Source organism: Geodermatophilus dictyosporus (genome assembly GCF_900115505.1).
GTDB classification, from domain to species: Bacteria; Actinomycetota; Actinomycetes; order Mycobacteriales; family Geodermatophilaceae; genus Geodermatophilus; species Geodermatophilus dictyosporus.
This window is the reverse complement of sequence record NZ_FOWQ01000011.1, coordinates 1-25,906: the sequence shown is the minus strand read 5'-3', so window position 1 is coordinate 25,906 and position 25,906 is coordinate 1. Positions and strand designations below refer to the sequence as shown.

Annotated in this window: 23 protein-coding genes and 1 pseudogene; 6 read left to right on the top strand and 18 right to left on the bottom strand. The window is 76.0% G+C overall.

The window, feature by feature from the left end:
• Positions 1–23: 23 nt before the first annotated feature.
• Positions 24–443 (top strand): cupin domain-containing protein, encoded by a 420-nt coding sequence (locus BMZ33_RS21020; RefSeq protein WP_091116122.1) that lies wholly within the window; start codon positions 24–26, stop codon positions 441–443.
• A gap of 55 nt (positions 444–498) precedes the next feature.
• Complete coding sequence (locus tag BMZ33_RS21015; protein WP_169064669.1) at positions 499–1,932, top strand: amidase; 1,434 nt, start codon at positions 499–501, stop codon at positions 1,930–1,932.
• Positions 1,933–1,980: 48 nt separating this feature from the next.
• Here the strand turns inward: BMZ33_RS21015 and ppk2 are convergent, their stop codons facing one another.
• The 7 genes from ppk2 to BMZ33_RS20980 all read right to left on the bottom strand — a co-directional run bounded on the left by ppk2 (position 1,981) and on the right by BMZ33_RS20980 (position 12,126).
• A complete protein-coding gene (gene ppk2, locus BMZ33_RS21010) occupies positions 1,981–3,003 on the bottom strand; it encodes a polyphosphate kinase 2 (RefSeq protein ID WP_169064668.1) in 1,023 nt (340 codons plus the stop codon).
• Positions 3,004–3,024: 21 nt separating this feature from the next.
• Entirely contained in the window at positions 3,025–3,744 is a 720-nt protein-coding gene (locus BMZ33_RS21005) for a hypothetical protein (protein WP_091116118.1), read from the bottom strand.
• 143 nt (positions 3,745–3,887) lie between these two features.
• Entirely contained in the window at positions 3,888–5,228 is a 1,341-nt protein-coding gene (locus BMZ33_RS21000; protein ID WP_091116115.1) for an alkaline phosphatase, read from the bottom strand.
• A gap of 206 nt (positions 5,229–5,434) precedes the next feature.
• Entirely contained in the window at positions 5,435–10,357 is a 4,923-nt protein-coding gene (locus tag BMZ33_RS20995; protein WP_169064667.1) for an NAD-glutamate dehydrogenase, read from the bottom strand.
• Between the two features lie 150 nt (positions 10,358–10,507).
• The gene (locus tag BMZ33_RS20990) at positions 10,508–10,876 is read right to left on the bottom strand and encodes a phage holin family protein (RefSeq protein WP_091116111.1); all 369 of its coding nucleotides are present in this window, start codon (positions 10,874–10,876) and stop codon (positions 10,508–10,510) included.
• Positions 10,877–10,968: 92 nt separating this feature from the next.
• Complete coding sequence (locus tag BMZ33_RS20985) at positions 10,969–11,340, bottom strand: nuclear transport factor 2 family protein (protein WP_091116577.1); 372 nt, start codon at positions 11,338–11,340, stop codon at positions 10,969–10,971.
• Positions 11,341–11,388: 48 nt separating this feature from the next.
• Complete coding sequence (locus tag BMZ33_RS20980; protein WP_091116108.1) at positions 11,389–12,126, bottom strand: GAP family protein; 738 nt, start codon at positions 12,124–12,126, stop codon at positions 11,389–11,391.
• Between the two features lie 72 nt (positions 12,127–12,198).
• On the opposite strand from BMZ33_RS20980, the gene BMZ33_RS20975 reads away from it, so the two are divergent.
• Genes BMZ33_RS20975 through BMZ33_RS20965 form a run of 3 tightly spaced genes read left to right on the top strand, consistent with a single transcriptional unit; the run spans position 12,199 to position 15,002 of the window.
• Entirely contained in the window at positions 12,199–12,789 is a 591-nt protein-coding gene (locus BMZ33_RS20975) for a TetR/AcrR family transcriptional regulator (RefSeq protein ID WP_091116105.1), read from the top strand.
• A gap of 54 nt (positions 12,790–12,843) precedes the next feature.
• Positions 12,844–14,031: an ATP-binding protein gene (locus BMZ33_RS20970; protein WP_091116574.1), complete on the top strand. Its 1,188-nt coding sequence runs from the start codon at positions 12,844–12,846 to the stop codon at positions 14,029–14,031.
• A gap of 47 nt (positions 14,032–14,078) precedes the next feature.
• Positions 14,079–15,002 (top strand): alpha/beta fold hydrolase, encoded by a 924-nt coding sequence (locus BMZ33_RS20965; RefSeq protein ID WP_091116101.1) that lies wholly within the window; start codon positions 14,079–14,081, stop codon positions 15,000–15,002.
• On the opposite strand, the gene BMZ33_RS20960 is transcribed toward BMZ33_RS20965, so the two are convergent.
• Complete coding sequence (locus tag BMZ33_RS20960; RefSeq protein ID WP_169064666.1) at positions 14,999–16,759, bottom strand: SpoIIE family protein phosphatase; 1,761 nt, start codon at positions 16,757–16,759, stop codon at positions 14,999–15,001. The genes BMZ33_RS20965 and BMZ33_RS20960 overlap by 4 nt on opposite strands.
• Before the next feature lie 175 nt (positions 16,760–16,934).
• Here BMZ33_RS20960 and BMZ33_RS20955 point away from each other — a divergent pair, with 175 nt between their 5' ends.
• The gene (locus BMZ33_RS20955; protein ID WP_091116094.1) at positions 16,935–17,390 is read left to right on the top strand and encodes an ATP-binding protein; all 456 of its coding nucleotides are present in this window, start codon (positions 16,935–16,937) and stop codon (positions 17,388–17,390) included.
• A gap of 113 nt (positions 17,391–17,503) precedes the next feature.
• On the opposite strand, the gene BMZ33_RS20950 is transcribed toward BMZ33_RS20955, so the two are convergent.
• The 10 genes and pseudogenes from BMZ33_RS20950 to BMZ33_RS20905 all read right to left on the bottom strand — a co-directional run.
• Positions 17,504–17,995, bottom strand: a complete 492-nt coding sequence (locus tag BMZ33_RS20950) for a hypothetical protein (protein ID WP_091116091.1) — start codon at positions 17,993–17,995, stop codon at positions 17,504–17,506.
• 79 nt (positions 17,996–18,074) lie between these two features.
• Complete coding sequence (locus tag BMZ33_RS20945) at positions 18,075–18,437, bottom strand: response regulator (protein WP_091116089.1); 363 nt, start codon at positions 18,435–18,437, stop codon at positions 18,075–18,077.
• Positions 18,434–18,958 carry a chemotaxis protein CheX gene (locus tag BMZ33_RS20940; RefSeq protein ID WP_169064665.1) on the bottom strand — a complete coding sequence of 175 codons (525 nt, stop codon included), beginning with the start codon at positions 18,956–18,958 and terminating at the stop codon, positions 18,434–18,436. Before BMZ33_RS20940 ends, BMZ33_RS20945 begins: the two co-directional genes overlap by 4 nt.
• A complete protein-coding gene (locus BMZ33_RS20935; RefSeq protein ID WP_280139248.1) occupies positions 18,955–19,344 on the bottom strand; it encodes a response regulator in 390 nt (129 codons plus the stop codon). Before BMZ33_RS20935 ends, BMZ33_RS20940 begins: the two co-directional genes overlap by 4 nt.
• Positions 19,341–20,165, bottom strand: a complete 825-nt coding sequence (locus BMZ33_RS20930; protein WP_091116083.1) for a CheR family methyltransferase — start codon at positions 20,163–20,165, stop codon at positions 19,341–19,343. Before BMZ33_RS20930 ends, BMZ33_RS20935 begins: the two co-directional genes overlap by 4 nt.
• Entirely contained in the window at positions 20,162–21,280 is a 1,119-nt protein-coding gene (locus BMZ33_RS20925; RefSeq protein WP_091116079.1) for a protein-glutamate methylesterase/protein-glutamine glutaminase, read from the bottom strand. The genes BMZ33_RS20930 and BMZ33_RS20925 overlap by 4 nt, the downstream gene beginning before the upstream one ends.
• Before the next feature lie 265 nt (positions 21,281–21,545).
• On the bottom strand, positions 21,546–22,445 hold the full coding sequence (locus BMZ33_RS20920; protein WP_091116075.1) for a hypothetical protein: 900 nt from the start codon (positions 22,443–22,445) through the stop codon (positions 21,546–21,548).
• Between the two features lie 157 nt (positions 22,446–22,602).
• Positions 22,603–23,055: a chemotaxis protein CheW gene (locus BMZ33_RS20915; RefSeq protein WP_169064663.1), complete on the bottom strand. Its 453-nt coding sequence runs from the start codon at positions 23,053–23,055 to the stop codon at positions 22,603–22,605.
• 1 nt (position 23,056) lies between these two features.
• Positions 23,057–25,441 (bottom strand): chemotaxis protein CheA, encoded by a 2,385-nt coding sequence (locus BMZ33_RS20910; RefSeq protein WP_091116071.1) that lies wholly within the window; start codon positions 25,439–25,441, stop codon positions 23,057–23,059.
• Between the two features lie 219 nt (positions 25,442–25,660).
• Positions 25,661–25,906: pseudogene (locus BMZ33_RS20905) on the bottom strand (methyl-accepting chemotaxis protein); the annotation flags it as partial.

Genomic DNA, 25,906 nt, shown 5'->3' with positions numbered 1-25,906 from the left:
CCGGATCGCCTGAGGAGGCCCGCATGAGCGACGTCGACGTCCGGGTGGTGGGCCCGGACGAGCGCAGCGGCAACACCGGCCAGACGCCCGGCGGGCTGCACCGCTTCGAGGCGGTGTCGAACGAGCTGACCGGTTCGCAGCGGATGTGGATGGGCTACGCGGTGCTCGACCCCGGCGGGATGACCGGGGTGCACCACCACGGGGAGTCCGAGACGGCGATCTACGTCCTGTCCGGGGTGACCCGCTGGTGGGTCGGCGACCGGCTCGACGACGTCCGCGAGGCCCGGGCCGGCGACTTCGTGTTCATCCCGCCGGGGATCGTGCACTGGGAGCAGAACGCCAGCGACACCGAGCCGGTGGAGATGATCGTGGCGCGCAGCACCCAGGAGGCGATCGTCGTCCCGGTGGAGGGCCACCCGCACGCCCCGGAGCACGCGCGCTGACCCTGCCCCGGGGCCGTGGTCCCCGAGGGAGGGCGGCCCGTGGCACCCTCCCCCGGTGACCGCGATCGACGCTGCCGACGACAGCGACCTCTGCCTCCGGCCGGCCACCGAGCTGGCCGCCCTCGTGCGCAAGCGGGAGGTGTCGGCGCGGGAGCTGCTGGAGGCGCACCTGGCCCGCATCGAGCGGGTGGACCCGCAGGTCAACGCGATCGTGACCCTCGACGCCGACGGCGCCCGCGCGGCCGCGGACGCCGCCGACGCCGCACTGGCCGCCGGCGAGGAGGTCGGCCCGCTGCACGGGCTGCCGGTGGCGCACAAGGACACCCACCTGACCGGTGGCATGCGCACCACCTGGGGCTCGCCGCTGCACGCGGAGAACGTGCCGGCCCGCGACGAGCTGGTGGTCGAGCGGCTGCGCCGGGCGGGGGCGGTGCGGGTGGGCAAGACCAACGTGCCGGAGTTCGCCGCCGGCTCGCACACGGTCAACCCGCTGTTCGGCGCCACGCACAACCCCTGGCGGCACGGGCTCTCGGCGGGCGGCTCGAGCGGCGGCGCGGCCGCGGCACTCGCCGCGGGGCTGGTGCCGCTGGCCGAGGGCAGCGACATGGGCGGGTCGCTGCGCAACCCGGCGGCCTTCTGCAACGTCGTCGGCCTGCGGCCCACGCCGGGCCGGGTGCCGACCTGGCCCGCCACGATGGGCTGGTCGACGCTGTCGGTGCAGGGGCCGATGGGCCGCACGGTCGCCGACGTCGCCCTCACGCTCTCCGCGCTCGCCGGGCCCGACCCCCGCGCGCCGCTGTCGCTGGCCGACGACCCCGCCGGCTTCGCCACGCCGCTGCCCGAGGACCTGCGCGGCCTGCGGGTGGCCTGGGCGCCCGACCTCGGCGGCCTGGTGCCGGTGGACCCGGCCGTCACGGCGGTGCTGCGCGAGGTGCTGCCGGTGGTCGAGTCGCTGGGCGCCACGGTCGAGGAGGCCTGCCCCGACCTGCGCGAGGCCGACGAGGTGTTCGGCACGCTGCGGGCCTGGCTGTTCGACGCGACCTTCGGCGACGTCGTCCGCCGCTCGCCGGAGGCGGTCAAGGAGACCATCCGCTGGAACGCGGCGGCCGGCGCCGCGCTGACGGGGGCCGACGTCGCCCGCGCCGAGCTCGCGCACACCCGGCTGTACGAGCGGGTGGTCGGTTTCTTCGACCGCCACGACGTGCTGCTGGCGCCCACCACGCAGGTGCTGCCCTTCCCGGTGGAGCTGGAGTACCCCACCGAGGTCGCCGGGGTGCCGCAGTCGGACTACCTGGGCTGGATGCGCTCCTGCACGCTGGTCTCGGCCACCGGGTGCCCGGCGCTGTCGCTGCCCGCCGGGTTCACCCCCGACGGCCTGCCGGTGGGCCTCCAGCTCGTCGCCGCGCCGCGCGCCGAGCGGCGGCTGCTGGAGGTCGCGCACGCGATCGAGCAGGCCACCGGCCACGGCCGCCGCCGCCCGCCTCTCTGACGGCGTCTAGCGCTCTCTGGTCCTCCGGCTAGAGAGCCGCAGACGAGGTCAGCGACGGCCGATGCGGGGCGGCGGCGGGGCGACCGGGGCGTCGGAGGACTCCTCCAGCACGTCGGCGGCCGAGCCGACGATGAGCGGGTCGGGGTCGCCGACGACGTCGCAGTCCTTGTCCTCGTAGTCCAGCCGGCACAGCACGTGCCGCATCGCCTCGAGCCGGGCGCGCTTCTTGTCGTTGCTCTTGATCACCGTCCACGGCGCGTGCCGGGTGTCGGTGTGCAGGAACATCGCCTCCTTGGCCTGCGTGTAGGCGTCCCACTTGTCGAGGCTGGCGAGGTCGGTGGGCGAGAGCTTCCACTGCCGCACCGGGTCGATCTGCCGGACGACGAAGCGGGTCCGCTGCTCCCCGCGGGACACCGAGAACCACAGCTTGAACAGCCGTATGCCGCTGTCGACGAGCATCCGCTCGAGCTCGGGCGCGTCCTGCATGAACTGCTCGTACTGCTCGTCGGTGCAGTAGCCCATGACCCGCTCGACGCCGGCGCGGTTGTACCAGGACCGGTCGAACAGCACGATCTCGCCGGACGCCGGCAGGTGCTGCACGTAGCGCTGGAAGTACCACTGCGCCTGCTCGCGCTCGCTGGGCTTGTCCAGCGCCACCACGCGGGCGCCGCGGGGGTTGAGGTGCTCGGTGAAGCGCTTGATCGTGCCGCCCTTGCCCGCGGCGTCGCGGCCCTCGAAGACGATGACCAGCTTCTGGCCGGTGTCCTTCACCCAGCCCTGCAGCTTGAGCAGCTCGATCTGCAGCCGCCGCTTCTCGATCTCGTACTCCCGGCGCTCCATGCGCTCGGTGTAGGGGTAGCCCTCGCGCCAGGTCTCGACCAGGGCGCCGTCGGGGCCGAACAGCTGGCGGTCGTCGTCCCAGTCCTCGTCGCTGTCCTCGTCGGGCAGGGCGTTGAGCCGCCACCGCGACAGGTCGAGGACCTCGGCCTCCCGCGGGGCCTCGGTGGTGCGGGGAGGGTCGCCCGTCGCCGGGTCGGCGGTGTCGCGGTCGACGAGCGTGTCGGGCTGCACGGGGGGCTCCTCCCGGACGGGTCAGGGTCCGGTGCGGCGGTACCCCGGCTGGGGGCGGGCACTCGCGGGACGTGCGGGGACCGGCGCGTCCGACCCCGGCACGTGCGCGACCGCGTACCCGGCGAGGGCCGCGAGCAGGCCGGGGGCCCGGCCGGGCGCCAGGGCGGGCAGCAGGTGCACCTCGACGACGTCGCCCGCGGCGGGCCGGACGGCGACCGGGCACACCGCGGCCTGCGCGTCGACGGCGGGGGCGAGGGCGTCGGCGCGGAAGCGGCCCGGCCCCCCACCGGTCGTCGCGCCGGGGACGGCGACCACGGTGTCCCCGCGGCGGAGCAGCGCGGCGACCGCAGCCCGGGTGGCCGCCGACCCGTCGTCGACCAGCAGGCCGCCGCGGCGCGCCAGCACCCGGGCCAGCGGCGCGCCGGCCAGGGCGGCGTCGACCACCGGTGTGCCGGGGACGACGGTGGCCAGCGCGAGGACGCCGGTCCAGCCGGCGGCGTCGGCCACCACGAGGCGCGGGCCGCGCGGCCAGCCGACCGGCGAGCTGACCACCCGCACGCGCAGCCCGAGCGCGGTGAGCACCTCCGCCGAGGTGCACACCCGCAGGCGCTGCCGGCGGCGGTCGCTCCCCCAGGACGCGGTGGCGGCCCGGACGGCGGTGCGGGCGGCGGTGCGGGCGGCGGTGCGGGCGAGCACCGGCGTCCTGGCCGTGCGGGCGGCGGGTGGGGTGCACGGGTCCATCGGGTCCTCCCGGCGGCGGGCTCGCGGTCCCGCTCAGCCTGGGGCGCCCAGGTGTCCGCCGGGTGACGTCAGGGCGAGGGCCGGCGGCACCCTCGGAGGACTCCCCGCGCGCGAGGTCCTCCGGGGGTGCCGCCCGCCGGGGATCAGTCGAACAGCACCGAGGACACGACGTCGTACAGGTGCGTGTTCGGGTAGTAGCCGGTCAGCTCCTCGCTGCCCGGGCCCTCCGCGGTGACGACGGTCGGTGCGCCGGTGTGCCCGGTCGTCGTCCAGTCCAGCGCGAAGTCGTACGCACCGTCGGTCCCGGCGACGAGGAACGGGCCGTCCTCACCGGACTCCGTCCCGCCCTCGACCGCGGTCTCCTGCGGCAGGGTGCCGCCGGGGCCGCTCTCGTCCTCGGCGTCGACGTCCTCGATGGTGAGCCCGCCGCACTCGTGGTCGCCGGTGACGACCAGCAGCGTGTCGGGGTGCTCGGCCACGTACGCCCGGGCGACCTCGACGGCCGCCTCGAGGGAGCGCATCGACTCCAGCATCCGCGCGGCGTTGTTGTTGTGGCTCATCTCGTCGACCGCCTCCTCCTCGACCAGGAGGAAGAACCCGTCCTCGTCCTCGGAGAGCACGTCGAGGGCCGTGGTGGTCATGTCGGCGAGGGAGACGACCGGGTCGAACTCGTCGCCCTGCCCCTCGGGACGCTGCTGGAACATCTCCTCGTTGGCGAACAGGCCGAGCAGGAGGTCGGAGTCCGCGGCGGCGAGCTCCTCGGCGGTGCTGACGTACTCGTAGCCCTGCTCCTGGGCCTGCGCGACCAGGTCGCCCTGGGTGCTGCGGGACACCTCCGGGTCCTCCTCGTCGCCGGCGCGCGGCGGGTAGGCGCCCTCGTCCCCGGCGGGCAGCCACCAGTCCTCACCGCCACCCAGGATCACCTCCGGCCGGCTGACCTCGAGGTACTGGCGGGCGATGTCGTCCTGCGCGGAGCGGTCGGCGCTGTTGGCGAAGAAGGCGGCGGGCGAGGCGTCGGTGACCTGCGCGGTGGTCACGATGCCGCCGGCCAGGCCCGCCGCCTCGGCCTGCTGCCCGATGGTGAGCAGGGGGTTGCCGTCGACGTCGACGCTGATCGCGCCGTTGTAGGTCTTCTGGCCCGTCGCCCACGCCGACGCCGAGGACGCGGAGTCGGTGACCGTGTCCTCCGGGTCCCGCGCGTCGGTGGTCTGCAGCCCCGCGACCGGCAGCGCGTCCATGGTCAGCTGCCCGTCGAAGCCCTCCTGCTCGAGCCGGGCGGCCTCGCGGTGGGCGGCGCCCATCCCGTCGCCGTTGACGAAGATGACGCTGCGCGGGTGGCCGTGCCCGCCGCCACCGCCGTCGCCACCGCCGGTGCCCCCTCCCCCGGCGAACGCCCCGGTCAGCGGCAGCAGCGCCAGCGTCCCGCCCGCGACCGCCAGCACGCCCGCCGTCCGCCGGCGGCGTGCCGTCCTCAACTCGCTCATGGACCCGTCCCTCCTCCGGCCGGGACATACGCCTGGCCCGGTTCCGAGTGGTGCGGGTCACACCGTGCGCGCCGGGTCGCCCCGTCGCCGGGAGCCGGGCCGGACGCCGGGGGCACCGGCGGCCGGTCGGGCCAGGTCGTGACGGACCGTCTCCCCACAGTCACCACCCGGGTCCCCGGGGAGGACGGCGGCAGGGGCGGCCCTCGTCAGCGGCGGCGCAGGCCGCGCAGCGTCCGGACGGCGACCAGCAGTTCGGGCAGCTCGTGCCGGTCCCCCGCCGCGAGGTCGGCCAGCTGCGCGGCGGCCCGGCGCTGGCCGGCGTCCCACGACTCCGCCCAGGTCGCCACCAGCGCGGCGGCGTCGGTCTGCCGCCCGCGGCCGGTGAGCACCTCCGCGGTGAGCTCGGCCTGCTCGGCGGCCAGGTCGTCGCGCAGCGAGGCGCGCGCCATCGACGGCCAGCGCCGGTCGCGGGGCAGCGCGATGACCAGCTCGCGCAGGGGCACCAGCGCCAGCCGCTCGGCCAGCTCCTGCGCCACCTGCCCGGCCAGCTCGATCGGCGCACCGGTCCGCTCCGCGACGACGGCCAGGTCCAGCGCGGCCGGCAGCAGCGGCGCCGCGGCCACCTCCCCCGCCAGGGCCGCCGGCACGCCCGCCCGCTGCAGGTGCGCCGACCGCTCGGCGTAGGCCGCCGCCTCGTCGCCCAGCAGCCACCCGGGCAGGCCCGCCCGCACCGCCGCCACGGGCGCGGCGAACCGGTCCGTCACGCCGCCGACGGGCACCGCCGCGCCGCTGACCAGCTCCGGCAGCCGCAGCAGCCAGCGGGTGGCCCGCTCGGCCAACCGCGTCGCCTCGGTGCGCAGCTCCACCTGCACCGGTGCGGGCACCCGGTTGTCCAGCGGCCGGACCGTGTCCCACAGCCGGTCGACGCCGAACACCGCGCGCGCCGCCGCGTGCGCCCGCACCACGCCGACGAGGTCGACGCCGGTCTCCTCGGCCAGCCGGAACAGCCCGGTGACCCCGGCGGTGTTGACCGCCCGGTTGGTCAGCGCGGTGGCCACGATCTCCCGCCGCAGGGGGTGCGCCGCGACCGCCTCGGGGAACCGCTCGCGCAGCGCCTCCGGGAAGTAGTCGGTCAGCAGGCCGGCCAGCGCCGGGTCGTCCGGTAGGTCGGAGTGCAGGACGGCGTCGCTCACCTCGAGCTTGGCGTAGGCCAGCAGCACCGACAGCTCCGGGCTGGTCAGCGCCTGCCCGTCCCGCCGCCGCTGGGCCAGCGCGCGGTCGTCGGGCAGCGCCTCGACGGCGCGCGCCAGCCGGCCCGAGCGCTCCAGGTGGCGGATGAACCGCTCGTGGGCGTCGAGCAGGCTGCGGGAGTTGGTCGCCTCGGCGGCCAGCACCGCGTTCTGCGCGTGGTTGTCGGTGAGGACGGCGACGGCGACCTCGTCGGTCATGTCGGCCAGCAGTGCGGCGCGGCCCTCGGCGTCGAGCTCGCCGGCCTCCACCACGCCGTTCAGCGCGATCTTGATGTTCACCTCGTGGTCGGAGGTGTCCACGCCGGCGGAGTTGTCGATCGCGTCGGTGTTGACCCGGCCGCCGGACAGCGCGTACTCCACGCGGCCGCGCTGGGTCAGCCCGAGGTTGCCGCCCTCCCCCACCACGCGCACGCGCAGCTGCCCGCCGTCGACCCGGACGGCGTCGTTGGCCTTGTCCCCCACGTCGAGGTGGCTCTCGGTGGCGGCCTTGACGTAGGTGCCGATGCCGCCGTTGAACAGCAGGTCCACCGGCGCGAGCAGCACCGCCCGGATCAGCTCGACCGGCGAGAGGGCGTCGACGTCCCCGGCCAGTCCGAGCGCGGCCCGCATCGGCTCGCTGACCGGGACGGCCTTCGCCGTCCGCGGCCAGACGCCGCCGCCGGGGCTGATCAGCGCGGGGTCGTAGTCGGCCCACGACGAGCGCGGCAGGTCGAACAGCCGGCGGCGCTCGGCGAACGACGTCGCGGCGTCGGGGGTGGGGTCGACGAAGACGTGCCGGTGGTCGAAGGCGGCCACCAGCCGGATGTGCTCGGACAGCAGCATCCCGTTGCCGAACACGTCGCCGGACATGTCGCCGACGCCGACGATGGTGAACTCCTGGCTCTGCACGTCGACGTCGAGCTCGCGGAAGTGCCGGGTCACCGACTCCCACGCGCCGCGGGCGGTGATCCCCATGGCCTTGTGGTCGTAGCCGACCGACCCGCCGGAGGCGAAGGCGTCGCCCAGCCAGAACCCGCGCTCGAGCGCGACGGAGTTGGCCAGGTCGGAGAAGGTCGCGGTGCCCTTGTCGGCGGCGACGACGAGGTAGGCGTCGTCGCCGTCGTGGCGCACCACCCGCTCCGGCGGCACCACCTTGCCGCCGACCAGGTCGTCGGTGAGCGCCAGGAGCGCGCCGATGAAGACCTTGTAGCAGGCCTGCCCCTCGGCGAGCACCTCCTCGCGGGAGGCGCCCTCGGGGAGCGGCCGGCGGACGACGAAGCCGCCCTTGGCCCCGGTCGGCACGATGACGGTGTTCTTCACCATCTGCGCCTTGACCAGGCCCAGCACCTCGGTGCGCAGGTCCTCCCGCCGGTCGGACCAGCGCAGCCCGCCGCGGGCGACGGCGCCGAAGCGCAGGTGCACGCCCATCACCCGCGGCGAGCTGACGAACACCTCGCGGGCCGGGCGCGGCTCGGGCAGGTCGGGGACGGCGTGCGGGTCGAGCTTGATCGCGAGGGGCGCGGGCCGGGTGGTCGCGGGGGCGAAGTAGGTGGTGCGCTGGGTGGCGGTGACCGCGGCCAGCAGGCTGGTGAGCACCCGGTCGGCGTCGAGGGAGTCCACCCGCCCGATGGCCTCCCGCAGCGAGTCGGCCAGTGCCTGCTGGCGGGTGGCACGGCCGGCCTCGCGGCCCGGCGAGAACCGGGTCTCGAACAGCGCCACCAGGCGGGCGACGACGTCGGGGTGGGCGGCCAGCACGCCCTCGACGTAGCGCTGGCCGAAGGGCAGCCCGGCCTGGCGCAGCCACTGCACGTAGGCGCGCACCACGGTCACCTGCCGCCAGTTGAGCCCGGCGAGCAGCACGAGCGCGCCCAGGCCGTCGTCCTCGGCCTCGCCGCGCCAGACCGCGGCGACCGCCTCGGTGAACCGCTCGGGCAGCGAGCCGGGGAAGGGCAGCTCCCCGCCGGGCGCGGTGAGCCCGAAGTCGTAGATCCACGCCGGCGGGGCGCCGATCCGGTCGATCTCGTAGGGCCGCTCGTCGACGACGTCGACGCCCATGTGCTGCAGCACCGGCAGCACGTCGGAGAGCAGCAGCCGCTCCCCCACCCGGTAGACGGTCAGCCGCGGCTCGTCGGCACCGGCGCCGCGGGGGCGGTGCAGCCGCAGGCCCAGCTCGCCGGGCGGCAGCGCGTCGAGGCGGGCGAGGTCCTCGACGGCCGTCGCCGCCGGGAAGTCCTCCTGGTAGGCGGACGGGAAGGCGTCGGCGACGCGCGCGAGCACCTGCTCGGCCTCGCTGCCGTACCGCTCGGCGAGGGCGTCGGAGAGGTCGTCGGTCCAGCTGCGGGCGACGGCGGAGAGCTCCTGCTGCAGCGCCTCGACGTCGACCCCACCTGGGGTGGGGACGCCGTCGCGGCCCACCGGCACCCGGACGACGAAGTGCAGCCGGGCCAGCACCGACTCGGTGGAGCGCGCGGTGAACTCGATGTCGCGCCCGCCCAGCCGGGACAGCAGCAGCTGCTGCATCGCCAGCCGGACCTCGGTCGTGTACCGGTCGCGGGGCAGGTAGACCAGCGCCGACCAGAACCGGCCCCACGGGTCGCGGCGCAGGAACAGCCGGGTGAGCCGGCGCTCCTGCAGGTAGAGCACCGACAGCGCGACCGGCAGCAGCTCGCCCGAGGAGGCCTGGAACAGCTCGTCGCGCGGGAGGGTCTCCAGGACGTCGACCAGCGTCTTGCCGGTGTGGCTGTCGGCCGGCACGCCGGAGCGGGCGACGACCTCGGCGACGCGGCGGCGGACCAGGGGCACGTCCCGGACCCCGGCCGCGGCCGCCGCGGTGGGGAACAGCCCGACGAGGCGGTGCTGACGGGCCGGGCGGTCGCCGACGGCGGGCAGGGTGACCGCGACCAGGTCCAGCCAGGCGCGGCGGTGCACCGTGGAGCGGGTGTCGGCCTTGGTGACCGTGAGCAGCGCCGGGCCGAGCGCGCCGGAGGCCTCGGGCAGCGCCGGCGAGGCGTCGCTGCGCAGCACGCCCAGGCCGCTGCCGGGGACCGCGCGGACCGCCGTCCCCACCTCGACGTCGCGGGCGCCGAGGAAGACGAAGTTGCCGTCGGCGAGCCAGCGCAGCAGCGCGGCGGCCTCGGCGGGGTCGTCGGCCGGGTCGGCGACGGGGGCCGGTCCGGGGGCGCTGCCCCGCTCCTCGAGCCGGGCGGCCAGCTCCAGCGCGCGGGCGGCGGTGCGCGGGGCGTCCTCGTCGACGGCGCGGACGTCGGCGAGCACGGTCCGCAGCCCGGCGACCAGGTCGGTGGCGGCCTCGTCGTCCAGCGGGCCGTCGAGGACCGCGGCGATCCACGACTCGGGCAGCGCGTCGGGCCCGCACGTCCCCACCTCGGTGAGCCCGCTGTCGCAGAACGCGCGCAGCGCGCCGGTGACGTCGCGGCGGACGACGACCACGGGGTGCACGACGTGCTGCAGGCCCACGCCCTGGCGGACCACCTCCGCGGTGACCGAGTCGACGAGGAAGGGCATGTCGTCGGTGACCACCAGCAGCAGCCCGCGGCCGTCGGCCACCCGCTCGACGGCGACGGTGGCCGACCCCTGCGGCCGGACGCCGGCCACCCGCAGGTGGCGCAGCGCCAGGCTCGCGAGGTCGGCGGGCTCGTGGCCCAGGACCTCGGCGGCCGGCTCGCTCCAGTAGTAGCGCTGCAGCAGCGCGGGCAGGTCGCCCGCCCCGCAGCCCGCGGGCAGGTCACCGGCCGGGTCACCGGCCGCGGCCCGGGCCGCCTCGGCGAGCAGGGCGCGCTTCTCCTCGTTGGCCGCCTCGAGGGCGGCCAGCTCCGGCGGCAGGTCGGAGGCGCCGTTCTCCTGGGGTGCGGGTACCGGACCGGCCTCGGACGTGCTGACCACGACAGTCCACGCTAGTGCGGTTCGTGGTGCCCGTCACCGCGAGCGGTCCGCCCGGCGCGCCGCGAGGGACTGCGCGCCCGCGCCCGTGTGGCGGATGGCCTCCCTGCAGGGGCCCGCCGCGAGCAGGCGGGGGGCAGGGAGGTCCTTCGTCTAGCCGCGCTCGAGCACGGTGTCGGCGAGCCAGCCGACCACCGCGAGCACCAGCCCCCCGACCACCGCGGTGCCGAAGCCGTCGACGTCGAGCCGGTCGGACAGCGCCGCCGTCAGGCCGAGCAGCGCGGCGTTGACCACCAGGAGGAACAGCCCGAGGGTCAGCAGGACCGCGGGGAAGGAGAGGAACCGCAGGATCGGCCCCACCACCGCGTTGATCACCGCGAACAGCAGCGCGACCCAGAGGAAGGTGCCGGTGACGCCGAGGGCCGCGTCCTCGTTGCCGATGACGTCGATCCCCGGCAGGTACTGGGCGAGGAAGTAGAACGCCACGGCCATGACGACGACCTTGAGCGCGAACCTGATCACGAGGCCACGCTAGTGCCGGTCCCTGGGAGCTCCCTGTGTCTGCGCCCGTCCAGGGCTCTCTCGCGTCGGCGCGAGACGGCCGCAGAGGGTCCTCACGGGACCGGTGTCTGGGTGTAGAGGGCCAGCCGCCAGCGGGCGCCGTCGCGGACGTAGAGGCTGGTCATCGCCCCGGTGAACGGCTCGCCGTCCTCGTCCCGCCAGGCCCGGCCGGTGTAGACCAGGGCCGCGGCGCCGTCCCCGGCGCCCACGACGCGGACGTCGGCGAGCTCGTAGCGGTGCCACGGCGGGGACGAGCCGAGGGCGGCCACGACGGCGGCGCGGTCCAGCACCGAGCCGTCGGCCAGCACCATCAGCCCGTCGCCGGTCATGACCCCGCCGTAGAAGTCCGCGCCGGTCGCCCGGCACAGCGCGTCCCAGCCGGCCCGCTCCAGGGCGAGCAGCTCCTCCTCGGTCGTGTCCGCCACGCCCGCCACCCTGGCCTCCTCGGGCCGCCGGCACCACGCCCCCGCGCGTCAGCCCGGCGGCAGGGCCGCGACGACCGGCGGCAGCGCCTCGGCGACCAGGTAGAGGCCGAGCAGGAACAGCACCCACGCCGTGGCCTCCCCGGCGTTGCGGGACAGGAGCGCCTCGAACCGGGCCAGGAGCGGCGTCAGCCGGTCGTGCAGGGTCGTGCGGAGGACCAGCAGCACGAGGGCGGGCAGGACCATCAGCAGGCAGTAGCCGGCCAGGACGGCGGCGGTGGCCCCCGTCCCGGTGCCGGCCGTGGCGAGCAGGGCGATGGCGGCCAGGTACGGGACCATCGTCGCCGCCTCCACGCCCACGGCGGTCGCCGCGAGCGCCACCACCGCCCCGGGCGGCCCGTCCCCGCCGGCGCGCTCACGCCACCGGGCCAGCCGGCCGGGACCCCGGGCGGCCCGCGCGGCACGGCGGCGCTCCTTGCCCGCCCTCGTCCACGGCTCGACGGTCAGCCCCAGGACCACGAGGACGACGCCGACGACGAGGAGCGCCACCCGGCCGGGGGTGCTCGCGAGGGCGCTGCGCAGCGGGTCGAGCAGTCCGGCGGCGCCGAGCGCGAGCACGGTCCCCAGCAGCAGGTAGGCGCCCGCCACGGTGCCGAGGAACAGCACCACCCGGCCGGCCCGGACGCGGCCCGGGGCGAGCATGAGCCACAGCGGCAGCCCCAGCGTGCCGATGCTGGTGCTGTCGACCAGGGCCAGTCCGGCCAGGGGCAGCAGGAGCGCGAGGTCCACGGGTCCTCCCGGGTCTTGGCAGCACAGCTGTGCTGCTGAGGCGAAGCTAGCACACCCGTGCTAGAAACGGCCGTGCCCAGGACCGTGGACGCGGAGGCGCGCCGCCGCGAGATCGCCGAGGCGGTGTGGCGGGTGGTCCGGCGCGACGGCGTCCCCGGCGCGTCGGTGCGCGCCGTCGCCCGGGAGGCCGGCACGTCGATGGGCTCGCTGCGGCACTGGTTCGCCACCCAGGACGACCTGCTGGTGTTCGCGATGACCCTGGTGCAGGAGCGGGCCCGGGCACGGGTGCTCGCGGTGGTGTCCGCCGCGGGCCCGGACACCACCCGGGGGCTGCGGGCGCTGGAGGAGGTGCTCCCGCTCGACGACGAGCGCCGGGCCGAGACCGAGGTGTGGCTGGCGCTGACCGCCCGCGCCCTGGTCGACCCCCGGCTCGCCGCGCTGCGGGACGGGTCCGCGGAGGACCTGCTGGCGCTGTGCGCCCTGGTGCTGCGCGAGCCCGGCGCCCTGCGCCCCGGCCTCGACCCCGCCCTGGAGGCCGAGCGGCTGTACGCCGTCCTCGACGGGCTGGCCCTGCACGCCGCGACCCGTCCCGCCGCCCTGCCCGCCGACCGGGCCCGGGAGGTGCTCGCCGCACACCTCGGCTCGCTGCGCGACACGCGCTAGCCACCTCTACCGATCTCTATCGCCCGGGCTAGACGTGGCCATACGGTGCTCGACGTGGACCCCGTGCGGAACCCCTACGCCCCGGGCGCCGGCCAGCGCCCGCCCGAGCTGGCCGGCCGCGACGACGAGCTGTCGGCCTTCGACGTCGTCCTCGAGCGGATCGCCCGCGGCCGCCCCGAGCGCTCGCTGGTGCTCACGGGGCTGCGCGGCGTCGGCAAGACGGTGCTGCTCAACCAGCTGCGCTCGGCGGCGATCGGCCGCGGCTGGGGCACCGGGAAGATCGAGGCGCGGCCGGACCAGTCGCTGCGCCGGCCGGTGGCCTCGGCGCTGCACATGGCCCTGCGCGAGCTGCGCCACCCCGACCAGGAGTCGATGGACGCCGTCCTCGGCACGCTCAAGGCGTTCGCGCAGCGGCTCACGTCGGCCGATGCGAAGGTCCGCGACCGCTGGCAACCGGGCATCGACGTCGCCGCGAGCACCGGGCGGGCCGACTCCGGCGACATGGAGATCGACCTGGTCGAGCTGCTCAGCGACGCCGCGGGGCTGGCCGCCGACGTCGGGAGGGGCATCGCGCTGTTCGTCGACGAGATGCAGGACGTGCAGGCGGCCGACGTCTCGGCGATCTGCGCGGCCTGCCACGAGCTGTCCCAGCAGGGCGCGCCGCTGATCGTCGTCGGCGCGGGCCTGCCGCACCTGCCGGCGGTGCTGTCGGCGTCCAAGAGCTACTCCGAGCGGCTGTTCCGCTACCTGCGCATCGACCGGCTGGACCGCCCCGCCGCCGACCGGGCGCTGCTGGCGCCGGCCGAGCGGGAGGACGTCGCGTTCGAGCCCGCCGCGCTGGACGCCCTCTACGCCGCCGCCGACGGCTACCCCTACTTCGTGCAGGCCTACGGCAAGGTCACCTGGGACGTCGCGGCCGCCTCCCCCATCACCGCCGCCGACGTCGCGATGGCCGCCCCGGTGGCCGAGGCCGAGCTGGCCGTCGGCTTCTTCGGCTCCCGCTACGACCGGGCCACCCCCGCCGAGCGCGAGTACATGCACGCGATGGCCGAGCTGGGCGGCCCGGCCGGTGCGCCCGTGGCGACGGCGGAGGTCGCGGCCACCCTGGGGCGCAAGCCGGCGTCGCTGTCGCCCGCCCGGGACTCGCTGATCAAGAAGGGGCTCGTCTACTCCGCCGAGCGGGGCCAGATCGCCTTCACCGTCCCCCACTTCGGCCGCTACCTGCTCCGCCACCCGGACTGAGGACCCGCGATCGAGCGGCCGGGCGCGTCAGCGGGCAGGGTGGGTCCGTGACCGAGGTGCGCGACCCCGTCCAGATCAGCGTCCCGGTCGACGGCGGCGAGCTGTCGGCCCTGCACTGGGCGGCCGACGCCCCCGGCTCCCCCATCGCCGTGCTCGTCCACGGCATCACCGCGAACGCGATGGCCTGGGCCCGCGTCGCGGCCGCGCTGGCCGGCGAGTTCGAGGTGGTCGCCCCCGACCTGCGCGGGCGCGCCGGCTCGGCGGGCCTGCCCGGTCCCTACGGCCTCGAGCGGCACGCCGCCGACGTCGCCGCCCTGCTCGACCGCTTCGGTGCCGACGCCGACACCGGCGCCGACGCCAGCGTGCTGGTGGGCCACTCCATGGGCGCCTTCGTGGCCGCCATGGCCGCGGCCGGGCCGGCGCGCGACGCCGTCCACGGGCTGGTCCTCGTCGACGGCGGCCTGGCGTACCCCCAACCGCCCGGCGCCGACGTCGATGCGATGCTCTCCGCCGTCCTCGGCCCGTCGCTGGACCGGCTGTCGACGACGTTCCCCGACCTGGCCGCGGTCCGGGCGTTCTGGGCGCGGCACCCCGCGGTGGGGCCGTGGGTCGACGTCCCCTCCGTGGCCGCCTACCTGGCCCGCGACCTCGCGCCCGGGGGGCCGCCGCTGCGCAGCGCGTGCGTGCTCGAGGCGGTCCGGGTCGACGGCGGCGACGTGCTGCTCAACGAGCGGGTGCTCGAGGCCACCACGGACCTGCCGGTGCCCACGACGCTGCTGTGGGCCCGCCGCGGCCTGCTCGACCAGGTCCCGGGGCTCTACGACGAGGTCCGCCTGGCCGGCCTCGGCCTGGAGCGGTCGGGGATCACCGCGCGCGAGGTGCCCGACACCAACCACTACTCGGTGCTGTGGGCCGACCAGGGCGTCGCGGCGATCGCCGAGGCGGTGCGCGCGGCCGCCGCCCGCACCTAGGGAGTCGGCGGCAGGAGCTCGGGACCGGCCTCGCCCGGCCGCTCGCCGCGGACCGGGTGCGCCCGGACGGCGAGCACCGCGACGTCGTCCTCGACGCCCCCGCCGAGCATCTGCTCGAGCAGGTCGTCGCACAGCTGCTGCAGCGGCCGGTCCGCGGCCCCGGTCAGCAGCCCGCGCACCTGCGCCCGTCCCTCGTCGAGGGGGACGCCGCGCCGCTCGAAGAGCCCGTCGGTGAAGAGCAGCAGCGTGGCGCCCTCCGGGACGGCGACCTGCCCGTCGGCGCGCGGTCCGCGCCAACCGGTGCCCAGCGGGGGCCCCACCGGCGCGGAGAGGTCGCGCACCGTCCCGTCGGGCAGCACCAGCACCGGGTCGGGGTGGCCGGCCGAGGACCAGCGCAGCCGGCGCAGGCCGGCGGCCCGGTCGGCCCCGTCCTGCTCGACCCGGCAGACCAGCGCGGTGGCCATCGCAGGCACGGCGAGGCCGACGAGGGCGTGGTCGACCCGGCGCAGCACCCCGGCGGGCTCCTCGAGCCGGTCGAAGGCGATGCCCCGCACCAGCGTCTTCACCTGGCCCATCGCCGCGGCGGCCTCGATGTCGTGACCCATCACGTCGCCGATGACCAGCACGGTGTCGCCGTCGGGCTGCAGGAACGCGTCGTACCAGTCGCCGCCGATGGAGACCCCGCGGGTGGCCGGCCGGTAGCGGACGGCGAGCTCGAGGTGGTCGGGCTGCACCGGCGGCGAGAGCAGGCTGTGCTGCATCCGCTCGGCCACCTGTGCGGCGGCGCCGGCCAGGCGGGCGTTGTCCAGCGCCAGCGCCGCCCGGCGGGAGGCGATCTCGGCGGTGCGCAGCTCGTCGTCGGTGTGCGGGCCGCGGCCGGGGCCGTTGACGAGCGTGAAGGCGCCGAAGAGCTCACCGCGGGCGAGCAGCGGGAAGGTCGCCACCGCGGAGGGCCGCAGCGGCGCCAGGGCGGCCCGGCTCCTCTCGTCGGCGGTCATGGCGAGCACGTCGGCGTCGGTGAGGTGCGGGATGACCACCGGGCGGCCGCTGGCCAGCGCCGTCGGCACCGGCGCGTTCGGCCGGTTGGTGCGCACCCGCAGGTCGGCGTAGTGGTGCATCGCCTCGACCAGGGCCGGGTCGCGGTGCGCCCGGCCGACGTCGCGCCGGGTGCCGTCGGGGTCGACCACGCTGACCAGGCACCAGTCGGCCAGCAGGGGGACGACCAGCCCGGCCAGGCGGGCGACGGCCTCGTCGACGTCGGTGGTGGCGGTCATCGCCTGGCTGATGTCGCCGAGCAGCACCAGGTGCCGGGCCGCCGACTCCGCCCGGGCCGCGGCCTCGGCGGCGTGCGCGGCGGCCTCCTCCCGGGCCGCGACGGCGGCCGCGCGCTCCTCCTCGACCCGGCGCCGGAGCGTGACGTCGTCGTAGGTGACGACCAGGCCTGCGGAGGTGAGGAAGGCGTCGGCGCGGAACCACCTCCCCAGCGGGGCGAACCAGGCCTCGGTCGACCCGGACGTCCCGGTGTCGCGGACGCGGCGGTACAGCTGGTCGAACGGTCCCCCGACGGCCTCCGGGAACTCCTCCCACACGACCCGGCCGGCGAGGTCCGGGGCGGTCCGCTCCAGCACGGCCGCGCCGGCGGGGTTGATGTAGCGGAACCGCCCGTCGTCGTCGAGCACGAACAGGGGCCGCTCCATGCCCTCGACGGCCTGCACGAGCAGCTCGTGCGGCGGCTGGGCGGCGCCGTCCGGGGTCATGGGGCCCCATGCTGCCGCACGGCCGGCGGGGCCCGGCGGACCAGCACGCCCGCGGCCCACCGGCGGGGAGTCCGGTCGGCGCCGTCCGCACCCCGGGGACGGCGCACGGTTGGGCGCCGGGCCGACTGGGCACCCCGGGACCGTCCGAGCAACGGGACGGCGACGGAGAGAGGACATGTCTCGACTGACGTGGCCGCTGCGGCCGCTCCCCGACGGTCGCGGCGAGCTGTGGCGCTGGGACCTCGGCGGGATCGCCGAGCTGCCCGCTGCGCGCGCCGGCCTCCGCGAGCACCTCGGCTCGATCGGCTTCCCCCGGGACGAGGACCCGGCGACCGACCGCCTCGTGCTCGCCTTCGACGAGCTGGCGTCCAACGCCCTGCGGCACGGGCTGTGCCCGGTCGTGGCCACCGTGGTCGCCGGGACCGGCGGCTGGCTGCTCGACGTCAGCGACCGCGACCCCGACACCATGCCGGCGCCGGCCGTCGACCGGGACCCGTCCCAGGGTGGCCTCGGGCTGTACCTGGTGGCCCGGCTGTCGGTCGCGCACGGCTGGTACGTCGACGACGGGTGCAAGCACGTCTGGGCCTGCCTGCCCTCGGCGATCGACGAGCACGTGACCGCGCCCGCCTGACCGGCGGGCCCCGGACGCAGGACAGCCGCCCCGGCCGGTGGCGCGGGGCGGCTGCTGGGTGGTGCGCCCGGGGCGGCGGGGACCGGGGTCCCGGCGCCGCCCCGGGGCGGACGTCACGGCACGACGAGCGAGAGGCGTCCCTTGCCGTAGCCGGGGACCTCGACGGTGAGGTCGAGGCGGTTGAACGCGGCCAGCATGCCCGCGACGTCGCCGGGCAGGTCGTCGCCGGGCGCGTAGGAGGCGTGCAGCTTCGAGTGCGGGGCGCCGGGCACGTTGAACAGCGCCGACAGGACGTTGACGACCTCGTGCAGCGCCTCGGTCAGCATCGCCGTCAGCTCGCCGTCCTCCTCGACGGCGTCCTGGACGCCGCCGGGGGGCAGCAGGGCCAGGGCGCCGCCCGTCCAGGCCGCCAGCGGCAGGTCCATGACGCACAGCGCGTTGACCGCCATCGTGGGGCTGACGTAGACGGCGACCGAGACCGGGGCCTGCGGGGTCGGCGTCACCGGGCTGCCCGGCGTGACGGCGACCGGCTTGCCCACCAGGCCCGACAGCATGTCCTTGACGGCCTTGGCGTCGGGCAGCACGACGGTGAGCGGGGCGGTCACTTCGCCTCCTCGCTGGCGCTCGTCGCCGGCGTGACCGCCGGCGCGACGGTGTCCACTGCGGAGCTCGCGAGCTCGCTCCTCATGCCAGCACCCCCTCGAGGTGCTCGGTGAAGGTGTCGGCGGTGAACGGCTTGGCGATGAGGAACAGCGCGCCGGCGTCGGCGGCCTTCTCCCGCATCTCGGCCGAGCCCTCCGAGGTGACGAACCCGAACGGGACGGTCGAGCCCGAGCCGCGCAGCGCCTGCAGGCACTCCAGGCCGGTCATGTTCGGCATGTTCCAGTCGGACAGGACCAGGTCGGGGCCCTCGGAGCGCACCTTCTCGTAGGCGTCGCGGCCGTCCTCGGCCTCGACGATGTCGTGGTCGTCGTAGCCGGCCTGCCGCAGGGTGCGGATGACGATCTGCCGCATCACGCGGCTGTCGTCGGCGACCAGGATCTTCACAGGGACACCTCGTTCTCTCGCTCGGCGAGCACGGACTGCACGCGGACGGTGAGGGGGGAGCCGCGCCACAGGAGGGCGACGCGGACGGAGTCGGCCTCGCGGCCGGACGGCGGGGTGGTGCCGACCTCGGGCAGGCCGAGGACCGACGGGCCGGGGAGGACGGCCTTGACGTTGCCGCCGACGACGTTGGCGAGCTCGCCGAGGGCGTCGTGGACGTCCTCCTGCTCGACCTCCTCGGGCGCGTGCTCGCCGAGGAGCGCCCGGGTGAGGTCGAGGGCGGTGTCGCGGCCGCAGGTGAGCGCGACCCAGCCGGTCCAGGGGCCGACGATCTCGACCCAGGAGCTCAGCGTCTCGGCCGGCAGCGGGGCCGGCAGCGGGACGAGCACCTCGTCCTCGCCGACGAGGGCCAGCCAGGCCTGCTCGGCGATCTCCTGGACCGTGGCCTCGTCGATCAGCTCGGCGACGGCCGGCGGCAGGTCGGTGACCCGCCGGCGCAGCCCGGCGTCGCTGACGTCGGTCACAGCGAGACCTCCTGCGGGAGCAGGCCGAGCAGCGCGAGCTTGTCGCGGATGGCGTCGGCGGTGAACGGCTTGATCACGTACTCGTGGGCGCCGGCGGCCAGCGCGCGCACGATCTGGCCGTGCTCGCTCTCGGAGGTGACCATCATCAGCGTCACCGGGCGCCAGGCCGGGTTCGCCCGGACGGCGTTGACGAACTGCAGGCCGTCCATCACCGGCATGTTCCAGTCGATGGTGCACAGCTCGGGGACCCAGCCACCGTGGAGGACGTCGAGCGCCTCCTGGCCGTGGCCGGCCTGGCGGGTCTCGTAGCCGAACCCCTCCAGGGTCCCGCTCACGATGCGCCTCATGGCGCGTGAGTCGTCGATCACCAGTGCACGCACGGTCATGCCCCCTTCAGCGGGCGGTAGACGGAGGTGCGGCCGACGACGACCCGGCTCCAGGAGTCGTCGACGCCGAGAGTGGTCTCGGCAGCACCGAGGAACAGCCAGCCGTCGGGGCGCATGAGCTCGCGCACCCGTCGGAGGATCGCCTGCTTGGTGGGCAGGTCGAAGTAGATGAGGACGTTGCGCAGGTACACGACGTCGAAGGGGCCCATCCGCGGCAGCGGGGCGGCGAGGTTGCACTCGCGGGCGCTGATCATCCGGCGCAGCGTGGGCGAGACCTCCCACTCGCTGCCGGCCCGCTGGAAGTGGCGGACCAGCATCGGGGCCGGCAGCCCCCGGTTGACCTCGAGCTGGGTGAACCGGCCGGCCCGGGTCCGCTCGACCATCTCGCGGGAGAGGTCGGTGGCGGTGATCGAGACGCGGTTCGCGGCGTTGGGCATCGCGTCCTCGAGCAGCATCGCGATCGTGTAGGGCTCCTGGCCGCTGGAGCAGGCCGCCGACCAGATCTGCAGCCGCTCGGCCGGGCCGCGGGCCGACTGCAGCGCCGGCAGCACGGTCGAGGTCAGCGCGGTGAACGGGTCGCCGTCGCGGAACCACGACGTCTCGTTGGTGGTCAGCGCCTCGACGATCTGCCGGGTGTCGTCCGGCCGGGGCCGGGTGCGCACCTGGTCGACGAGCTGGTCGACGTCGGTGAGGCCCATCTTGCGGGCCACGGGCAGCAGCCGGGCCTCGACGAGGTACTCCTTGCCGGGGGCGAGCACGATCGCGCTCTCCCGGTGCACCAACTGGCGCACCCAGTCGAATCGGGTGGCGGTGAGCGTCATCGTCGGGCTCCCGTCGCGAGGGTCAGGGGGGCGGGCTGCGGCGGGGTGCCGGGGGCGGCGCGGGCCAGGTGGCGGGTGATCGCCTCGGCGACGCGGTCGAGGGGCAGCACCTCGTCGGCGAGGCCGGCCGAGGCGACGGCGCCGGGCATGCCCCACACGACGGAGGTGGCCTGGTCCTGGACGACGACGGTGCCGCCGGCGTCGCGGACCGCGGAGGCCCCGGCGCGGCCGTCTGCGCCCATCCCGGTGAGCACCACGGCGAGCACGGCGCCGTCGTAGGCGGCGACGGCCGAGCGGAACAGCGGGTCCACGGCCGGCCGGCAGAAGTTCTCCGGCGGGCCCTGCGACAGCACCGTGGTGGCGCCGCGGCCGGTGCCGCGGACGGTGAGGTGGAAGTCGCCGGGCGCGAGGTGCACGGTGCCGGGGAGCAGCGGCGTGCCGTCGGCGGCCTCGACCACCCGCAGGGCGCACAGCCGGTCCAGGCGCTGGGCGAACTGGCGGGTGAACACCGGCGGCATGTGCTGGGTGAGCAGCACCGGCACGGGCAGGCCGGCCGGCAGCGTCGGGAGCACCTTCGCCAGCGCCTCGGGACCGCCGGTCGAGGAGCCGATGACCAGCACGGCGGGCGCCTTGTGCGGCGCGCTGCGGGGCGCCGGCGGCCGGGCGGCGACGGGGACGGCGACCGGGCGCGGCAGGCCCGCGACCGGGCGGCCGGTGAGAGCCTTGATCTTGGGGATGAGCTGCTCGCGCACGCTCTCCATCGACTGCGCGACGCTGCCGACGTTGGCCGGCTTGGTGACGTAGTCGTTGGCGCCGGCCGACAGCGCGTCGAGGGTCGCCGACGCCCCGCGCTCGGTGAGCGTGCTGAACATGACGATCGGGACGCGGTTGCGGCCGGCGCGGATGGCGCGGACCGCCTCGATGCCGTTCATCTCCGGCATCTCGATGTCCATGGTGACCAGGTCGGGCTTGAGCGCCTCGAGCTTGCCGAGGGCCAGCTTGCCGTTCACCGCCGTCCCGACGACCTGGATGCCCGGGTCGGCGGACAGCACGTCGGTCACGATCTTGCGGACGACGACGGAGTCGTCGACCACCAACACCCGGATCGGGTCCACACGTCCTCCTGCTGCTGCCGCGCGCTGCACCCCGGGGCGGGTCGCACCTCGGGTCTCGGCACCGGGTGACGTCCTGTCGAGCGCAATCCGGTCGTCCGCGCTCCGGGTGGGTCCGGGCGCGGCGCTGCCTGACAGGGAGGTTGTCGGCCGGGAGGCGGGCGGCCTTGACCCCGGCGGGAGAACCGTTACGGAACGTCGGGCGACTGCGGCACCGGCGGGCACATGTCGACCCGCCCGACCCGCGCGCGGGGGCGCGGGTGCCGGCTCAGCGCGGGGGAGCGGTGAGGCGGGTCCAGGGGGCGCGCAGGACGCCCGCGGCGCTGCCGTCGAGCAGGTCGGCCATGGTCATCGCCTGGACGACGCCGGCCAGGGCGTTCCACGAGCCGGCCGCGCCGTCGTGCGCGGAGAAGCCGCCGTCGACGAACGCACGGACGGCCAGCAGCTGGGCGGTGGCCAGGGTGCGGGTGCGGCCGGAGACGTGGGCGGCCCAGGAGGCCTCGTGCATCGCGGCGGCCCAGGGGCGCTGCCCGGCGCGGCCGTCCTCGACGGCGGCGCGCCAGCGCTCGCGGCCGCGCGCGTCGAAGGCGCCGACGACGGCGAGCAGGGAGCGCAGCTCGGGCGTGGCCGGCCCGAGGTCGGCGTCGGCCCCGCGGGTGGTCGCGTCGCGGACCACGCCGGCGAAGGGCAGCACCAGCTCGCGGCGGACCAGCGGCGGCAGCACGTCGGCGGCCCAGGCGCCCACCGCGGCGTCGGCCAGCACGTCGGCGGCCTGGTCGCGCACGTCCCCGGCGACCCGCGACAGCGCGGGGTGCTCGGGGCCGAGCACGTCCTCGCGCAGCAGCCGCTCGAGGGCGGCGGTGCTGCCGATGGTGCCCCGCTCGAGCTGGGCGACCAGCACGGCGGTGCGGTCCTCGCCCTGCCCGGGCGACACCGACCGCAGCTGCGGGACGGCGGCGGCCAGCTCCCGGGCGCGCCGCGCGCGGACGGCGAGCAGCGTGCGCTGCTCGCGGTCGGCGCCGTGCGTGCGCGCGACCCGGGCGAGCGCGCCGACCTCGGCGGGCCCGGCGACGAGGCCGGTGAGCAGCACGTCGGCGACGGCGCGGCCGGCGGGCAGGCGGACCAGGTCGAACCCCAGCGTCGCGGCACTGACCAGCGAGTACGGCACGTCTCCCCCTCCGACGGCACCGCCCGGGAAGTGGCGGTCCGTCCATGCTGGGGGTGATCACGGCGCAACGCCACGCGGCCGTCACCCGAACGCCGGAGGGGCGCGGGGTGACGGCCGCGTGGCGGGACCGTTCAGGTGATCTGTCGGTGACTCTCCGTCAAGCTCCGACGGCCTTCTGGACGTCGAGGGCCAGCAGCAGCTGCCCGTCGAGCTTGTAGGCGCCGCGGATGAGCTCGCGGGCCTGCCCGTCCAGGGTGTCCGGCGGGGTCTCGAAGTCGTCGGCGTCGACGTCCACGACGTCGGCGATCGAGTCGACCAGCAGGCTCACCGCCTCCCCGTGCAGGCGCACGACGATGACGACGGCGTCGGTGCCGGCCGGCCGGGGCGGGCGGCCCAGCCGCTCGCGCAGCTCGATGGCGGTGACCACCTGGCCGCGCAGGTTGATCAGGCCGGCGACGGCCGGGGGCGCCAGCGGCACCCGGGTGAGCCCCTGGCTGCGCAGCACCTCCTGCACGTGCTCGACCTCGACGCCGTAGAGGTCGCCGTCGAGCCGGAAGGTGGCCAGCTGGCCGCTGGTGGCCCGGGTGGGGGTGTCGGTCGGGGTCGTCACGTCAGACCTCCAGCAGCGAGGACGCGGGGGTGTGGTCGGCGGCGTAGAACGCCGGGTCGGCGGCGAGGATCGCCGCGCGGACGTCGAGCAGCTCGGTCACCTTGTCGCCCAGGACGGCGGAGCCGAGCAGGCCCAGGTCGTCGATGTCGCTGCGGACGGCGGCGCCGCCGTCGACGATGTCGAGGATCTCCTCCACGACGATCGCCACGCTGCGGCCGTGGTCGCTGTAGACGATCACCTCGAGCACCTCGCGGTCGCTGGTGCCGTAGGCGCCCAGGTGCCGGTCGAGCCGGACGATCGGCAGGATCGCACCGCGGTACTGCACGACCTCCCGGTTGCCGACCCGCTCGACGGACCCGGCGCGCACCTGCTCGAGGCGGGTGACGGTGTCCAGCGGGATGGCCACGCGCCGGCCCTCGCCGATGGCGGCCAGCAGCATCCGCTGGCGCTCGCCCTCGGCGGCGACGCTGCGGGCGGCCGCGGCCTCGCGGGACTCCTGCCGCTCGGCGGTCTCGGTCCGCAGCGCACGGCGGGCGAGGGCCTGCACGTCGAGGATGAGGGCCACGGTGCCGTCGCCGAGGACGGTCGCGCCGGAGTACAGGCCGATCGCCTTGAGCTGGCCGCCCACCGCCTTGACCACGATCTCCTCGGTGTTGATGACGCGGTCGACGACCAGGCCGAAGCGCCGGCCCTCGGAGCGCAGCACCGCGATGACGACGTGGCCGTCGTGCCGGTCGGAGGTCAGCCCGAGGACGTCGGTGAGCCGGACCAGCGGCAGCAGCTCGCCGCGCAGCCGGTAGACCGGCGCACCGCCGACCTCCTCGACGGCGTTGGCGGCCTTCTCGGCGTCCAGGCTGACCAGCTCCTGCAGGCTGATCTGCGGGATGGCGTAGCGGTCGCCGGCGCACTCGACGGTGAGCGCCGGGACGATCGCGAGGGTCAGCGGGATCCGCAGCCGACAGACGGTGCCCCGGCCGGGCTCGGACTCGACCTCGATGGTGCCGCCGATGGACTCGATGTTGGTCTTGACGACGTCCATGCCGACGCCGCGGCCGGAGACGTTGGTGACCGCGGCGGCGGTCGAGAAGCCGGGCAGGAAGATCATCTGCAGGACGTCCTGCGGGCCCATCCGGCTCAGCTGCTCGGCGGTGACCAGTCCGCGCTCGACGGCCTTGACGCCCAGCCTGCCCGGGTCGATCCCGGCGCCGTCGTCGGCGACCTCCACCACGACCTGGCCGCTCTCGTGCTTGGCGCGCAGCGTGAGCACGCCCTCGGCGGGCTTGCCGGCGGCGCGGCGGCGGTCGGGGGACTCGATGCCGTGGTCGACGCCGTTGCGGACCAGGTGGGTCAGCGGGTCCTTGACCGCCTCGAGCAGCGTCTTGTCGAGCTCGGTGTCCTTGCCCTCCATCTCCAGGCGCACGGTCTTGCCGCACTGGATGCCGAGGTCGCGGACGACGCGCGGCAGCTTGGACCAGATGTGGTCGATCGGCTGCATGCGCGTCTTCATGACGCCCTCCTGCAGCTCGCTGGCGATGAGGTTGAGCCGCTGCGAGGCGCGCACCAGGTCGGTGTCGGTGGAGCGGCCGACGTACTGGACGATCTGGTTGCGGGTCAGCACCAGCTCGCCGACCAGCAGCATCAGGGAGTCGAGCAGGTCGACGTCGACGCGGATGGTGGAGTCGGCGACGGCGCGGCGCTGCCCACCGCCCTGGGCCTCGGGCCGGGCGGCACCGGCGCCGGCGACGGGCGCCCCGGCCGCGGCCGGCGCCTCACCGTGGGCGTCCTCGTGCGCGTCGTCGTGCGCGTCCTCGTCGTGGGCGTCGTCGTGGGCGTCGTCGTGGGCATCGTGGTGGCCGTCGTCGCGGGCACGGTGGTGGCCGTCGTCGTGGGTGTCCTCGTGGGCGTCGTCCGCGACGGGCTCGACGGCCTCCACGACGGGCTCGACGACTGCCTGGACGACGGGCTCGACGACGGGCTCCGGTACGGCGGCGGGCGCCGGGGTGTCCTCCATCGCGGCGCTGATGGCGGCCACGACGGCGGAGACGTCGACCGAGCCCTCGCCGCCGGTGGTCTCGATGGAGGTGAGCAGCGAGCGGACCGTGTCCACCATGCGCAGCAGCACGCTGGTGCGCTCGGGGGTCAGGGACAGCACGCCGTCGCGCAGCCGGGAGAGCATGTTCTCCCCGACGTGGGTGACCTCCTCCAGCCGGTTGAAGGCCAGGAAGCCGCTGGTGCCCTTGATCGTGTGGATCGTGCGGAAGATGCTCGAGAGCCGGTCCCGCGAGTCCGGCTCCTGCTCCAGGGCCACCAGGTCCGTGTCGAGCTGGTCGAGGTTCTCGTGGCTCTCGACGAGGAACTCCTCGACGATGTCGTCCAGACCGTCCACCGCTGCCTTCTCTCTCGCTGTCCGGGGCGGGGCACCCCGCTGGGTCTTCGACGCCGCCCGGGTCCGTGTTGAGGCGAACCCCGGGCGGCGTCGGTCGTCGGTGTCCGTCATCGGCAGTCCCCTGCCCGGAGCCGACCGTCGGCCGGCCCGGTCCTGTACGGCCTCCCTGCAGGGGGCCTGCTGGGAGCGTGCGGGCAGTGGGGGCAGGGAGGTCCTCTCTCAGTAGGTGAAGCGGGCGACGCTGGTGCGCAGGTCGGCGGCCATGCGGGCCAGCTCGTCCACGGCCGTGCGCGTCTGGGTGAGCGCCTGGGTGGTGGAGTCCGCGGCGGTGGACACCCCGGAGATGTTGTCGGCGATCTGCCCGGAGCCGTGGGCGGCCTCCTGCACCGAGCGGCTCATCTCGTTGGTGGTGGCCGTCTGCTCCTCCACCGCCGAGGCGATGGTGGTCTGCCGGTCGGAGATCTG

Coding starts and splice junctions, on each gene's coding strand:
- BMZ33_RS20935 (WP_280139248.1), bottom strand. CDS start 19,344: ATGACCGTGCGTGCACTGGTGATCGACGACTCACGCGCCATGAGGCGC.
- BMZ33_RS21020 (WP_091116122.1), top strand. CDS start 24: ATGAGCGACGTCGACGTCCGGGTGGTGGGCCCGGACGAGCGCAGCGGC.
- BMZ33_RS20930 (WP_091116083.1), bottom strand. CDS start 20,165: ATGACGCTCACCGCCACCCGATTCGACTGGGTGCGCCAGTTGGTGCAC.
- BMZ33_RS20955 (WP_091116094.1), top strand. CDS start 16,935: ATGTCTCGACTGACGTGGCCGCTGCGGCCGCTCCCCGACGGTCGCGGC.
- BMZ33_RS21000 (WP_091116115.1), bottom strand. CDS start 5,228: ATGAGCGAGTTGAGGACGGCACGCCGCCGGCGGACGGCGGGCGTGCTG.
- BMZ33_RS20960 (WP_169064666.1), bottom strand. CDS start 16,759: ATGACCCCGGACGGCGCCGCCCAGCCGCCGCACGAGCTGCTCGTGCAG.
- BMZ33_RS21005 (WP_091116118.1), bottom strand. CDS start 3,744: ATGGACCCGTGCACCCCACCCGCCGCCCGCACGGCCAGGACGCCGGTG.